Origin of the sequence: Pseudomonas sp. NPDC085632 (assembly GCF_044541255.1) — a bacterium.
Taxonomy (GTDB): Bacteria; Pseudomonadota; Gammaproteobacteria; order Pseudomonadales; family Pseudomonadaceae; genus Aquipseudomonas.
Window position 1 is genome coordinate 57,980 of the sequence record NZ_JBITSX010000013.1, and the last position, 14,179, is coordinate 72,158.

A 14,179-nucleotide genomic window follows, 5' to 3' on the forward strand; every position below is an offset into this window, starting at 1 on the left:
GAATGGAAATATTTCTCAATTGCCTGTGTGCCGGATGAAAAGCAGAAAGTGATAGGGCTGGATGAAAATAATTTCGATTAACTGAAAGTGCAGGCTGTAGGAGCCTCATCGCTGGCAAGCCAGCTCCCACAGGTTTCAGTGCTGTTAACAAAATTGATGCTCACCGCAGATCCCTGTGGGAGCTGGCTTGCCAGCGATGGCGGCCGCGCAGGCGCCACACTACTCAGGCTTGATATCAGCCTTCGCGACGGTCACCCAATACGGCGTATGCCGCTCGATCTGCACCGGCAGGGTCGGCAGCAGCGCGCTCAAGGCCTTATCGGTGTCATGCAGCGGGAAGCTACCGGTAATCCGCAGATCCGCCACTTCCGGCGCCACGCCCAGATGCCCGCGACGATAACGCCCCAGTTCATGCACCAGATCGCCGAGGCGCGCGTTATCCACCACCAGCATGCCACGCGTCCAGGCGTCGGCACCGGGATTGAGCGCGACAATCGAGCCCAGCCCGTCACTGCGCAGCAGCACTTGCTGGCCTTCATGGAGAATTTGCTCTTCAGGGTTGGATTGCGGGTGCGCCGCGACCGCCGACTGCAACACGCTCAGGCGTGTGCCTTCGTCTTCACGCTTGACCAGAAACCGCGTGCCCAAGGCACGCATGCTGCCTTCGCGGGTTTCAACGATGAAGGGCCGCGGATCGCCGTGACCGGTCTCGACGAGAATTTCGCCTTCCTGCAACACGATCAGTCGGCGTGTCTCATCGAAGCGCACATCCACCGCACTGTGAGTATTGAGATTCAGCACGGTGCCGTCAGCCAGGCGCACGGTGCGCTGCTCACCGGTAGCGGTGCGCTGATCGGCGAGCCAGTAATCCAGCGGCATAAACCGTTCACTGGCGAACAACCCCAGACCCACGATCACCACCACGCTGGCCAACCCGCTGCCAAGCTTGCGTACCCGCCGGCGAATGCCCTCACGCGATTGCAGCAGTGCACTGCGCGCTGGCCCTTTGGCCACGCTGAAACGCTGATCGAGCATGCCCAGCTGCCGCCAGGCGCGGGCGTGTTCTTCGTTGGCCGCATGCCATTTGGCGAACTCTTCGCGCTCCAGCGGACTGCTCGAATCGAGGGTCAGTTGCCAGGCAATCGCCGCATCCAGTACATGCGCCGGTACGGGACTGGAACTGGCCGGACTCACGTCGGTTCACCGTACAGGGCGATGTAGCACTGACGAATGCCTTGCGCCAGGTACTGACGCACGCGCGGCACCGAGACGCCGAGCTTGTCGGCGATCTCGGCATGGCTGAGCCCGTCGAGGCGGTTATAAAGAAAAGCGGCACGGGCCTTGGTCGACAGTTTGCCGAGCAAGCGGTCGATGGCTTTGAGGTCTTCGAGGATCATTTGCTGTTCTTCCACCGAGGGTTGTTCGCCTTCGGGGATCAGCATCAATTCGGTGAGGTAAGCCTGCTCCAACGCCGCGCGGCGGAAGTAGTCGAACAGCAAGCCTTTGGCGATTGCCACCAGAAAGGCGCGCGGTTCGCGGGGTGTCAGCATTTCATCGCGCCCGAGCAGGCGGACGAAAGTGTCCTGGCTCAGGTCTTCGGCACGTTGCGGACACGCCACATTGCGCCGCAGCCATGCCAGCAGCCAACCACGATGGTCACGATACATCGCACCGACGAGCTCACTGTGAGGGCTTGGGACTGACGACACCGGACATCACCGATTGGGAAATGTTAACTAACGCGAATTGTTCGCGATTGTGGCAGAGGTGGGAATGGTTAGCAATTGGCCACTGGTCAGGTGGGCGTTTAAAGGCGGGCCCTCACCCTAGCCCTCTCCCGGAGGGAGAGGGGACCGATCGGGGGATATTCAGGAGATACACCGACCTGAGCGATCTTTAGTGAATCCATAATCGACTCGTTTTTTCAGGTCGATGCAAGTCTTCAGGCGACGCGGTCGGCTCCCTCTCCCTCGGGGAGAGGGCTGGGGTGAGGGTGCTTCTAAAAAGAAGGCGCCTGCTGCCGCCGCTTCCACTGACTCAACCGCTGCTGCAAATTCAACGGACTATGAATCTGCTGCCCCCGCGCCCGGCTGAACAGAATCAACGCCAGCTCCGCCGTGGCCAGCGCATCGGCACTCGCATTATGCCGCTCGAACACCTCAAGCTTGAACCAGTCGATCCACTCATCCAGCCCGGCCTCACGAATCTGCGCATGTGGACACACCAGCGGCGCGATATCAGCGACATCCAGAAACACTTGCTGCAATTTGTGCCCCAGATGCTCCTTTAATGCGCGGCCCAGCATGTGCTGATCAAACGGCGCATGAAACGCCAGCACCGGGCTGTCACCGACAAACTCCATGAACTCCAGCAACGCCTCGGCCGGTTCACTGCCCGCCGCAATCGCGTTCGGCCCCAATCCGTGAATCAACACGCTGGGGCTGAGCTTCAATTCCCGGCATTGCAGCGTCCGCTCGAACTGCTGACTGAAATCGATCGCGCCGTCCTCGATCACCACCGCGCCAATCGACAGCACGCGATCCTTGTTCAGGTTGAGCCCGGTGGTTTCCAGATCCAGCACCACCCAACGTTGTTCGCGCAGCGTGCATTCGCTCAGCTCGGTGATCGCCGGCAGCTTCGTCAGACGCTGCTGAAAATCTGCCGGCAGCACCGGACTCGCCGGGCGCAGCCACGAGAACAGACTCATAGCTGATACCGCAAGGTCAGGCTGCTTTGCAGGCGTTGAGCCTGACGCAGGGATTCACGCAGGATGCGCCGGTCCAGATGGTTGAGGCTGTCGGGGTCGACACGGTTGGAGTAGGGCAGGTTTTCCCGCGTCTGCAGTTGATGTTGTTGCATGCGCGTTTGCTGAATGAAGTGATAGGCCTCTTCATAAGCCGCGCCATCCAGCCGCTCGATCACTTCTTTTTCGACCAACTGACGGAAGCGTTCGAGGGTGTTGTTGGTATCGATGCCATTGGCCAGCGCCAGCAGTCGCGCGCCATCCACGAACGGTGTCAGCCCCTGTACCTTGAGATCCAACGTGGCTTTCTCGCCATTCTTGCGCGCCAGCACGAACTCGCGGAAACGCCCCACCGGTGGACGATTGCGCAAGGCGTTCTCGGCCATCATGCGCTGGAACAAACGGTTGTCGCCGACCTGCTCCAGAATGCCCCGGCGCAGTTGTTCGCAGCTCGTTTCATCGCCCCAGACCACGCGCAGATCGAAATAGATGCTCGACCCAAGAAGATTTTCAGGCGTCGCCTCACGGATAAATGCCGCGAAGCGTCGCGCCCATTCTGCTCGCGACAAACACAGCTCGGGGTTGCCGGCCATGATGTTGCCTTTGCACAGGGTGAAGCCGCACTGCGCCAGGCTCTGGTTGATCTGCTGGGCAATCGGCAGCAGCTTGCCGCGAATCTCCGCCGCATGCGCAGCATCGCGGGCATCAAACAGAATGCCGTTGTCCTGATCGGTGTGCAGGGTCTGCTCGCGCCGGCCTTCGCTGCCGAAACACAGCCAACTGAACGGCACGCCGGGATCGCCTTTTTCGGCGAGGGTCAGTTCGATCACCCGGCACACGGTGTGGTCGTTGAGCAAGGTGATGATGTGGGTGATCTGCGTCGAAGACGCGCCGTGGGCGAGCATGCGTTCGACCAGTTGGCCGATCTCGCCGCGCAGGCTCACCAGTTGTTCAACGCGCTGGGCGCTGCGAATCGTCCGCGCCAGATGCACCAGGTCGACTCGTTGCAGCGAGAACAGATCGCGCTCGGAAACCACGCCACACAGGCGCTGATCCTTGACCAGACAGACGTGCGCAATGTGCCGTTCGGTCATGGCAATCGCCGCATCGAACGCGCTGTGATCCGGCGACAGATAGAAGGGCGCGGGCGTCATGTGTTGCTCGATGGCTTCACTGAAATTGCCGACGCCTTCAGCCACGACATGGCGCAGATCGCGCAGGGTAAAAATGCCCAGCGGTGCCCTGTGTTCATCCACCGCAACGATGCTGCCGACCTGCTGCTCGTGCATCAACTTTACCGCCTCACGCAACGGCGTGTCGGGGCTGCAGGTCACCGGATGACGCATCGCCAGTTCGCCCAGTCGGGTGTTCAGCGAGTACTGCGTGCCGAGGGTTTCCACGGCTTTTTGCTGCACTTGCTGATTGACCTGATCAAGCAGACTGCTGACCCCGCGCAAGGCGAAATCACGGAAGGCGTTGGACAGGGCGAACAGCTTGATGAACGCCAGTTTGTTCAGTTGCAGGCAGAACGTATCTTCGCCGGCCAGATGCTCGGTGCGCGTTGCGCGTTCGCCGAGCAATGCAGCCAGCGGAAAGCATTCGCCGGTGGTGATTTCAAACGTGGTCTCGGTGCCGGGCTTGGTGATGTGCTGACGTTCGCCGACCACCCGACCCTGTTTGACGATATAGAAGTGTTCGACCGGGCCGTCGGCGGGTTTGATGATGCTTTCGCCCTGGCCATAGAAACGCAGCTGACATTGTTCCACCAGATACGCGAGGTGGGCGTGTTCCATCTGATTGAAGGGCGGGAAGCGCTGGAGGAATTGCAGGGTGCCCTGAATGTTCTGCAATACCGCGGTTTTCCCTGCCTGGGTGAAGGCGTCCGCTTTACTCATAACCATTACCGCAGTCTTTTTTGAATTGTTGTTGTCGGATCGTTGCAGCCATGGTCGGCCCCTGCGCGCGGGGTGCCCATTGGACGTAAGTCTAGGTTTTGCCACCATTGGCGCAGTTTCAGAGATGCCCTACGCAAACAGTCGGAAATTCCCTGTATTACCCCCTTGGAAAAAAATCCGACGAAGTGCACATTGAAGCTCTGCCCCGCGATGTCTGACCACTTGCCAAGGGATTGTTTTGAACATTTAGAGAACGCCATGTCCGACCACGATATTTTGAGCGATGCCGAGCGAGAAGCGCTCAGTGCAGTCATGCTCGAACCTGACCTGCCGCCGCAGCGTGTACTGATCGTCGATGACGACAAGGACGCCCGGGAGCTGTTGTCGGAGATTCTCGCGTTGGATGGCATCCGTTGCATGACCGCCGCCAGTGGTGAAACGGCGCTGAAGATGCTCGAAGAAAAACCTTCGATCGGGCTGGTCATTACCGATCTGCGCATGGGCAATGTCGGTGGCCTCGACCTGATTCGCCAGGTGCGAGAATCGGTGCGGGCGGCGATGCCGATCATCATTGTCTCGGGCGATGCCGATGTGAAGGATGCGATTGCGGCGATGCATTTGAGCGTGGTGGATTTTCTGCTCAAGCCGATTGATACGGGCAAGTTGTTGGCGCTGGTGAAACATGAATTAGGCATCGAGCCTTAGAAGCCCCTCACCCTAGCCCTCCCGAAACGTCGGACCGCCCAGAGGGAGAGGGGACTGACCGAGGTGGATGTTCGAGGTACACCGACCTGAGATTCCTCAGTCGAACTCAGGGTTTGAAAAGCACCAATATCTGCTCCCTTGCCCCTCAACCCTTGGCAATTCCTGAGCCGAACTCAGATTTTGAAAAGCATATAGATCTGTTCCCTTTCCCCCTCGCCCCCGTGGGGAGAGGGCTGGGGTGAGGGGGATCGATCTCAAGCCCACCACAAATACAGCCCAAACCGCACAAACAAAAAAGCCCTGATCTCTCGACCAGGGCTTTTTCACATCTACGCAAATTTACAGACCGTTAGCCGCCTTGAACTCGCGACGACGACGGTGCAACACCGGCTCGGTGTAACCGTTCGGCTGCTTGGTGCCTTCGATCACCAGTTCGACCGCCGCCTGGAAGGCGATGTTGCTGTCGAAGTTCGGTGCCAGCGGACGGTACAGCGGGTCGTTGGCGTTTTGACGATCCACCACCGGCGCCATGCGCTTGAGGCTTTCCATCACTTGCGCTTCGGTGACCACACCGTGGCGCAGCCAGTTGGCGATGTGTTGGCTGGAGATACGCAGCGTGGCACGGTCTTCCATCAGGCCGACGTCATTGATGTCCGGCACTTTCGAGCAACCCACACCCTGGTCGATCCAGCGCACCACGTAACCGAGAATGCCCTGGGCATTGTTGTCCAGTTCGTTCTTGATCTGCTCTGGCGTCCAGTTCGGGTTGACCGCCAGCGGGATGGTCAGGATGTCGTCGACCGAAGCGCGAGCACGTTTGGCCAGTTCGGCCTGACGGGCGAACACGTCGACCTTGTGGTAGTGCAGCGCGTGCAGTGCTGCGGCAGTCGGCGAAGGAACCCAAGCGGTGTTGGCGCCGGCCAGCGGGTGAGCGATTTTCTGCTCAAGCATCGCCGCCATCAGGTCGGGCATTGCCCACATGCCTTTACCGATTTGCGCGCGACCTTGCAGGCCGGTGCTCAGACCGATATCGACGTTCCAGTTTTCGTAGGCGCCGATCCACTTCTCTGCCTTCATGTCGGCCTTGCGCACAACCGGGCCGGCCTCCATGGAGGTGTGGATTTCGTCGCCGGTGCGGTCGAGGAAACCGGTGTTGATGAACACCACGCGCTCGCTGGCGGCTTTGATGCAGGCCTTGAGGTTGACCGTGGTGCGGCGTTCCTCGTCCATGATCCCGACTTTCAGCGTGTTGCGCGTAAGGCCCAGCACGTCTTCGATGCGACCGAACAACTCGTTGGTGAACGCCGCTTCTTCCGGGCCGTGCATCTTCGGTTTAACGATGTAAACCGAACCGGTGCGGGTGTTACGACGCGAGGTGTTGCCGTTGAGGTTGTGCATCGCCGCGAGGCAAGTGACCAGACCGTCGAGGATGCCTTCCGGCACTTCGTTGCCGTCTTTGTCGAGGATCGCGTCGATGGTCATCAGGTGACCGACGTTACGCACGAACAGCAGCGAACGACCGTGCAACGTCACTTCACCGCCATTCGGCGCGGTGTAGGTGCGATCCGGGTTCATGGTGCGGGTGAAGGTCTGGCCGCCCTTGGACACGGATTCCGACAGATCGCCCTTCATCAGGCCGAGCCAGTTGCGGTAGATCACCACTTTGTCGTCAGCATCGACGGCGGCGACGGAGTCTTCGCAGTCCATGATGGTGGTCAGTGCCGCTTCCATCAGGATGTCTTTGACGCCGGCGGGGTCGGTCTGGCCAACCGGGGTGGTGGCATCGACCTGGATTTCGAAGTGCAGGCCGTTGTGTTTCAGCAGGATGGCGATTGGCGCGTTGGCGTCGCCCTGGAAACCGATCAGTTGCGCATCGTCGCGCAGGCCAGCGTTGCTGCCATCCTTGAGGGTGACTAGCAGTTTGCCGTCAGCGATCTTGTAGCCGGTCGAATCAACGTGAGAACCCGCAGCCAATGGTGCGGCTTCGTCGAGGAACGCACGGGCGAAGGCGATGACTTTGTCGCCACGCACCTTGTTGTAGCCTTTGCCTTTTTCCGCGCCACCGTCTTCGCTGATCGCGTCGGTGCCGTAGAGGGCGTCATACAGCGAACCCCAACGGGCATTCGAGGCATTGAGAGCGAAGCGGGCGTTCATCACCGGCACAACGAGTTGCGGGCCGGCGGTACGGGCGATTTCATCATCGACGTTTTGTGTCGTTGCCTGGAAATCAGCCGCTTCTGGCAGCAGATAACCGATTTCTTGCAGGAAGGCTTTATAGGCCACGGCGTCGTGCGCCTGACCGTTGCGTTCCTGATGCCAGGCGTCAATGCGTGCCTGGAAGTCATCGCGTTTGGCGAGTAGGGCTTTGTTCTTCGGCGCCAGGTCATGAATGACCTTGTCGGCACCTTCCCAGAATTTGTCGGCGGTGAGGCCGGTACCGGGAATGGCTTCGTTGTTCACGAAGTCGAACAGGACTTTGGCGACCTGCAGGCCACCGACTTGAACGTGTTCAGTCATTGCTTGCCTCACTCTGCTCAGCTATTTCGCTTTTCAGCTCTTCAATTTGACAATGAAGCCTCTGGCCATTTAAACCACAAACCTGCCGACCAGTACATGCCATTGCTGGCGGCTGGGCTGGGACCAATCAACGGCTTGGGGCCTTGCTGACGGGGCTTTCAGGGTTGCGAACAGGCCTTGGGCAGACATCGATCCAGCGTTATGTAGTGCGCGCTGCGGCATACTACATGATGAGTTGCGCTTGTGAAAATCAGACTAATTACGTCGTTCTGCGACCTCATGTCGCATTGCGGTCACATCGCGGAACGGGATGTTCTCAAAAAACCGATGGATTGTTCCAGCTAAATATAAAAAGTTGTACACGATTTGTCTTTTCGGGCGTCTGAGGCGGCTGACCATCCCTTGCCTATACTTGCCCTTCTACAACAAAAGTCATGACAAGAGGGCTGCGCCATGGACCATCTCGTACTCACCGTTTTCGCCCCGGACAAGCCCGGGCAGGTCGAGCGCATCGCCCAATGCATTGCCGAACACGGCGGTAACTGGCTGGAAAGCCGCATGTCGCGGATGGCCGGGCAGTTCGCCGGGATTCTTCGAGTGGGGGTACCGGCAGAGGCTTACGACGAATTAGTCGATGCCTTACAAGCCCTGTCGACTCATGGCATTCGCGTGCTGATCGCCGAAAGCGGTATCGAACAATCCTGCACCTGGAAACCTATCGCCATGGACCTGGTGGGCAATGATCGTCCGGGGATCGTGCGCGATATCACGCGGTTGTTGAGCGAGCAGGGTGTGAATCTGGAAAGGTTGGTAACCGAAGTGCGTCCGGCGCCGATGAGCAGCGAGCCGTTGTTTCATGCCGAGGCGATTCTCGCGGTGCCGCTGACCTTGTCGCTGGACGTCCTGCAGTCGCGTCTGGAAACCCTGGCTGATGATCTGATGGTAGAACTGGTGTTACGCACAGACGTTTAAGCGTCGGTCAGGTTATCCAGTTTAAACGTGCACCTGCCTGTGGATAACCTGTAGAGACACCCCGCAACGCGAGGCCTGCCGTGGCTTTGCAGCAGGTGATCAAAAAACCGCCAACATTCAGTGACTTGCACACAAACGGCGGGGATCACGCTGTGGATAACCTTGGGAAGGAACGATGCAGGCCACGAGAATCGTGGCCTGTGAAGGTTTGTGCGTTTTTTGATCAGCTGCGCCGACGCAAACTGATCACCGCATCGACGCTATAAACGGCCAGACCGGCCCAGATGAAGATAAACGCCACCAGTGTGCTGGACGATAGATGCTCACCGAACAGCAACACCGCTTGCAACAGCACCAGGGTCGGCGCCAGGTATTGCAGGAAGCCGATCGTGGTGTAAGGCAAGTGGCGCGTGGCGGCGTTGAAGCACACCAGCGGGACCAACGTAACCGGTCCGGCGGCCACCAGCCACCAGGCTTGAGACGTGGTCCAGAACTCAGGCTGGGCGCTGGTCGCGGTCTGGTTGAAGAGCAGCCAGGCGATGGCAATCGGCACCAGCATCCAGGTTTCCACCACCAGCCCCGGCAACGCCTTGACCGGCGCCTGTTTGCGGATCAAGCCGTAGAAGCCGAAGGTCAGCGCGAGCACCAGCGATACCCACGGCAGACTGCCGACCTGCCACACCTGTTGCGCTACACCGACCGCCGCCAGACCGACCGCGATCCACTGCATCCGCCGCAGGCGTTCGCCGAGAATCAACATCCCCAACAGCACGTTTACCAATGGGTTGATGTAGTAACCGAGGCTCGCTTCGAGCATGCGCCCGTTGTTTACCGACCATACGTAGGTCAGCCAGTTGGCCGCGATCAGCGTACCGCTCAAGGCCAGGATCGCCAGTCGCTTGGGATTGTCGAGCAACTCGCGCAACCAGCCCGGGTGTTTCCACACCATCAGCAACAGCGCACCAAACAGCGCCGACCACAACACCCGATGGATGATGATCTCGACCGCCGGCACTTCGGCAATGGCTTTGAAGTAGATTGGGAACAGGCCCCAGATGATGTAGGCACTCAGGCCCAGAATGTACCCGCGACGCGGGTTGGCGGCTTGCATGCAGAATCCTTGCTCAGGCAGCTGACAAAGGGGGGATTGTAAGGAGCTTGTATAGATGTGTCGTGTCAGAAAGCGAAAAGATCGCAGCCTTCGGCAGCTCCTACAGGGATATGCATTCCAAGGTAGGAGCTGCCGAAGGCTGCGATCTTTTGATCTTTTGATCTTTGATTTTGATCAGAAGAGTTTCAGTGGCTCTTCATTCAGCGCCGACAGTTGCTCACGCAACGCCAACACCTGATCGCCCCAATAACGCTCGGTGCCGAACCACGGAAAGCTGTGCGGGAACGCCGGGTCATCCCAGCGCCGAGCGAGCCAGGCGCTGTAGTGCATCAGGCGCAGGGCGCGCAGCGGTTCGATCAGCGCCAGTTCGCGCGGGTCGAAGTCGTGGAATTCGTTGTAGCCATCCATCAATTCCGACAACTGCCCCAGACATTCCTGGCGGTCGCCAGCGAGCATCATCCAGATGTCCTGCACCGCCGGGCCCATGCGGCAGTCGTCGAGGTCGACGATGTGGAACATCTCGTCACGGCACATCATGTTGCCAGGGTGACAGTCGCCGTGCATGCGGATGTTCTGGTGCGGCGTGTTCGCGTAGGCATCTTCCACGCGCTTGAGCAGGTCACGGGCGACGGACTCGTAGGCCGGCAGCAGGCTTTTCGGAATGAAATTGCCTTCGAGCAAGGTGTTCAGCGAGGCGTGGCCGAAGTTCTGCACGGCGAGGGCTTCACGGTGTTCGAACGGCTTGGTTGCGCCGACCGCGTGAATGCGCCCGAGCAACTGGCCGAGGCGATACAGCTGATCAAGATTACCCGGCTCCGGCGCACGGCCACCACGGCGGGGAAACAGGGTGAAGCGGAAACCGGCGTGCTCGTGCAGGGTTTCGCCGTTGTGGATCAACGGCGCCACCACCGGGATTTCGACGTCAGCCAGTTCGAAGGTGAATTTGTGTTCTTCGAGGATGGCTTCGTTGGTCCAGCGTTGTGGGCGGTAGAACTTGGCGATCAGCGGCTCGGAGTCTTCGATGCCGACTTGATAGACGCGGTTTTCGTAGCTGTTGAGCGCCAGGATGCGCGCATCGCTGAGGAAGCCGATGCTTTCAACGGCATCGAGCACGAGGTCGGGGGTAAGGGTTTCAAACGGGTGGGCCATGCTGACTCCTGCGCGCAGCAGGCTGCCGCGTCCGGCCCAGCATGGTAGCGCAGATGGCAGGCCCTTAGGGGTTTGGTGTCTGGGCTGACGCCATCGCTGGCAAGCCAGCTCCCACTAGGTCTTGCGCAAGACCTTGTGGGAGCTGGCTTGCCAGCGATGAGGGCCTGTCAGGCGCCGACGATCCCACCATCCTCACGGGTAATCGCCATCACCGAAGACCGCGGCTTGCCATTCGGCAAATGCTCAGGGAAGGTCGAACCACCGTTCTCCCCCGGATGCTGAATCCCGACAAACAAAGTCTTCTGATCTGGCGAGAAGCTGATCCCCGTCACCTCGCAACCAATCGGCCCGACCATGAACCGGCGAATCTCGCCGGTCTTCGGGTCGGCGCAGAGCATCTGGTTATTGCCCATCCCGGCAAAATCCCCGGCATTGCTCGAGTCACCATCGGTGAGAATCCACAAGCGACCGGCCTTGTCGAAGCCCAGACCATCCGGGCTGTTGAACATGTTCTGCGGAGTAATGTTCTTTGAGCCGCCTTTCGGCGTCCCGGCATGCACGCCCGGGTTGCCAGCGACCACAAACAGATCCCAGGCAAACGTCTTCGAAGCGTGATCATCGCGGTCGGTGCGCCAGCGCAGGATCTGCCCGTAAACGTTTTTCTCTCGCGGGTTCGGTCCGCCCACTGGCTGGCCGTCTTCGCCACGCTTGGCGTTGTTGGTCAGGGTGCAATAAACCTGGCCGTCCTTGGGGCTGACGACGATCCATTCCGGACGGTCCATGCGTGTTGCGCCAACCACACTGGCAGCGAGGCGCGCGTGGATCAACACTTCAGCCTGATCGGCAAAGCCGCTGCTGGCATCGATGCCGTTCTTGCCGTGGGTCAGTTCGATCCACTGGCCCTGGCCTTTCGGGTGATCGGGGTTGTTGTCGCCATTATCGAATTTCGCCACGTACAGGGTGCCGTGATCGAGGATGTCGCGGTTGGCCTTGGCGTTGCGGTGATTGATGCGGTCGCGGCTGACGAATTTGTAGATGAACTCACCACGTTCGTCATCGCCCATGTACACCACGGCGCGACCGTCATCGGTCTCGGCCAGAGCGGCGTTCTCATGCTTGAAGCGGCCCAGCGCGGTGCGTTTGACCGGGGTCGATTGCGGATCGAATGGATCGATCTCGACCACCCAGCCATGACGGTTGAGTTCGTTGGGGTTCTTCGCCATGTCGAAGCGCGGGTCGTACGGGTGCCAGTTGATCTCGCGGCTGGCGACCGAAACGCCGTAGCGCTTTTGCGCCGGGTCGAACTGCTGCTGGGCATTGCTGCTGCCGAAGCAGTCGGTAAAGTTTTCTTCGCAGGTCAGATAGGTGCCCCACGGCGTTTTACCGTTGGCGCAGTTCTGGAACGTGCCGAGGACTTTTTTGCCGTGTTTGTCCGCAGCGGTTTTCATCAGGTCATGACCGGCCGCCGGACCGCTGATGCGCAGTGGCGAGTTACCGTGAATGCGGCGGTTGTAGCGCGAGCCCTGAACAAACTGCCACTGACCGTTCTTGCGTTGCACTTCGATCACCGAGACACCTTCGCAGGCCAGCGCCTTGCGCACGTCTTCGGCCGATTGCGGCATGCCGCCGTGCGGGTAGAGGTAGCGATAGTTGGTGTATTCGTTGTTGATCGCCATCAGCGCGCGGTTGCGATCGTCGGGGAAGGCGAACAGGCTCATGCCGTCGTTGTTGTCGCCGAATTGCACTTCCTGTGCGGCGGCGGTGCCGTTGCCGCTCGGGTCGAACGCCGGGCCGTTCTTTTGCAGGGGCTGGCCCCAACTGATCAGGACTGAAGATTTGTAGCCTTTGGGCAGTGTGATGACGTCGGTGGTCGCGGCAGGAATGCTCTCGAAACCGAGCAAGCGACTGTTACCGGCGCTGACTCCGGCGGCCAGCGCGCTGCGGCTCAACAGGCTGCCGCCGAGGAACATTGCCGCACCGCACAGCGCACCGGCGCCGATGAAACCGCGACGGCTGAGGCCGACCATTTTTTCCAGGTCAGTGGATTGGTTTTCTTCTAATAGGCTCACATCAGGCTCCCTGCTTGGTTTTGGCAGCCACCTTAATGAGCGTCGATGACGCTTTCGTTGCAGCGCTCGATTAGAGCGGTGTACCGATGAGCACGTTGGACGGTGAAAACTGCACCTGCACCGGTTGTTCGACGGTCAGGCCACGGGTGCGCAAGTCCAGTGGCTCGGCCAGGGCGCAGAGGGTATGGCCGTTGGGCAGGGTAATGCGAACTTCGCTGGGGCCGTCCTCGGCGTCGAGAATGGCTTCGATGGTGCCCTGTAGAAGATTGTGACCAGACGTTGCAGATTGCTCGCTGCCCAGCAATTCCAGCCAGCCAGCCTTGATCAACGCGACCACTTCGGTGCCGGTTTGCAGCTCCAGATGGACGGTGCTGTCGTGGGTGATCTGCGCGTCGAGGCACAGCCCTTCGGCCAGCTCGAGGCGGATCAGATCGTTGCGGCCCTGCGCCTCGATCGCCACGACTTTGCCGTGCAATTGATTGCGCGCGCTGGTTCTGAGCATCAAGCGACCGAGCAGGTCGAGGTCGCTGGCGTCTTCCGCTGCTTCCAGCACCTGGGCCTGCAAGGCCTGCAGCTTTTGATACAGGCGCAACACGCGTTCGCCTTCGCTGGACAGTTTTGCACCGCCACCGCCCTTGCCGCCCACGGCGCGTTCGACCAATGGTTTCTGCGCCAGGTTGTTCAGCTCATCGATGGCGTCCCACGCGGCTTTGTAGCTCAGGCCTGCGCTCTTCGCGGCGCGGGTGATCGAGCCCTGTTCGGCGATGTGTTGCAGCAAAGCGATGCGCTGCGGACGGCGGACGATGTGCTGGGATAACAGGGAAGGCATGGACATGGATGGATGCTTTTTAGCTGTGGCGGTGGGGGGTGAAGTTGGCCGCTTGCAACGCGAGAGTCAAGCCCGACACAGAACCCTGTGGGAGCGAGCTTGCTCGCGAAAGCGGCGTGTCAGTCAACAGTGATTTTGAATGTTCTGGCCCCTTCGCGAGCAAGCTCGCTCCCACAGGGGTTATGTGTT

11 protein-coding genes are annotated in these 14,179 nt (G+C 59.9%); 2 read left to right on the forward strand and 9 right to left on the reverse strand.

What is annotated here, in order from left to right; genetic code table 11:
• Positions 1–219 precede the first annotated feature (219 nt).
• The 4 genes from ACIF4X_RS12055 to ACIF4X_RS12070 form a co-directional block, all read right to left on the reverse strand.
• The gene (locus ACIF4X_RS12055; RefSeq protein ID WP_397482290.1) at positions 220–1,194 is read right to left on the reverse strand and encodes a FecR domain-containing protein; all 975 of its coding nucleotides are present in this window, start codon (positions 1,192–1,194) and stop codon (positions 220–222) included.
• Complete coding sequence (locus tag ACIF4X_RS12060) at positions 1,191–1,667, reverse strand: RNA polymerase sigma factor (protein WP_189684071.1); 477 nt, start codon at positions 1,665–1,667, stop codon at positions 1,191–1,193. Before ACIF4X_RS12060 ends, ACIF4X_RS12055 begins: the two co-directional genes overlap by 4 nt.
• A 332-nt stretch (positions 1,668–1,999) precedes the next feature.
• Positions 2,000–2,707 (reverse strand): PolC-type DNA polymerase III, encoded by a 708-nt coding sequence (locus ACIF4X_RS12065; RefSeq protein ID WP_397482291.1) that lies wholly within the window; start codon positions 2,705–2,707, stop codon positions 2,000–2,002.
• Entirely contained in the window at positions 2,704–4,638 is a 1,935-nt protein-coding gene (locus ACIF4X_RS12070; RefSeq protein WP_397482292.1) for a DUF294 nucleotidyltransferase-like domain-containing protein, read from the reverse strand. Before ACIF4X_RS12070 ends, ACIF4X_RS12065 begins: the two co-directional genes overlap by 4 nt.
• A gap of 258 nt (positions 4,639–4,896) precedes the next feature.
• On the opposite strand from ACIF4X_RS12070, the gene ACIF4X_RS12075 reads away from it, so the two are divergent.
• Positions 4,897–5,343: a response regulator gene (locus ACIF4X_RS12075; RefSeq protein ID WP_397482293.1), complete on the forward strand. Its 447-nt coding sequence runs from the start codon at positions 4,897–4,899 to the stop codon at positions 5,341–5,343.
• A gap of 339 nt (positions 5,344–5,682) precedes the next feature.
• Here the strand turns inward: ACIF4X_RS12075 and ACIF4X_RS12080 are convergent, their stop codons facing one another.
• Positions 5,683–7,860: a malate synthase G gene (locus tag ACIF4X_RS12080; protein ID WP_397482294.1), complete on the reverse strand. Its 2,178-nt coding sequence runs from the start codon at positions 7,858–7,860 to the stop codon at positions 5,683–5,685.
• Positions 7,861–8,313: 453 nt separating this feature from the next.
• Here ACIF4X_RS12080 and ACIF4X_RS12085 point away from each other — a divergent pair, with 453 nt between their 5' ends.
• Positions 8,314–8,832 carry a glycine cleavage system protein R gene (locus ACIF4X_RS12085; protein ID WP_016983184.1) on the forward strand — a complete coding sequence of 173 codons (519 nt, stop codon included), beginning with the start codon at positions 8,314–8,316 and terminating at the stop codon, positions 8,830–8,832.
• Positions 8,833–9,055: 223 nt separating this feature from the next.
• Here the strand turns inward: ACIF4X_RS12085 and rarD are convergent, their stop codons facing one another.
• The 4 genes from rarD to ACIF4X_RS12105 all read right to left on the reverse strand — a co-directional run bounded on the left by rarD (position 9,056) and on the right by ACIF4X_RS12105 (position 13,996).
• Entirely contained in the window at positions 9,056–9,943 is an 888-nt protein-coding gene (gene rarD, locus ACIF4X_RS12090; RefSeq protein WP_007910020.1) for an EamA family transporter RarD, read from the reverse strand.
• Between the two features lie 174 nt (positions 9,944–10,117).
• Positions 10,118–11,092, reverse strand: a complete 975-nt coding sequence (locus ACIF4X_RS12095; protein ID WP_016983182.1) for a serine/threonine protein kinase — start codon at positions 11,090–11,092, stop codon at positions 10,118–10,120.
• A gap of 167 nt (positions 11,093–11,259) precedes the next feature.
• Positions 11,260–13,161, reverse strand: a complete 1,902-nt coding sequence (locus ACIF4X_RS12100; RefSeq protein ID WP_397482295.1) for a PhoX family protein — start codon at positions 13,159–13,161, stop codon at positions 11,260–11,262.
• Between the two features lie 70 nt (positions 13,162–13,231).
• A complete protein-coding gene (locus ACIF4X_RS12105; RefSeq protein WP_397482296.1) occupies positions 13,232–13,996 on the reverse strand; it encodes a TOBE domain-containing protein in 765 nt (254 codons plus the stop codon).
• Positions 13,997–14,179: the final 183 nt, after the last annotated feature.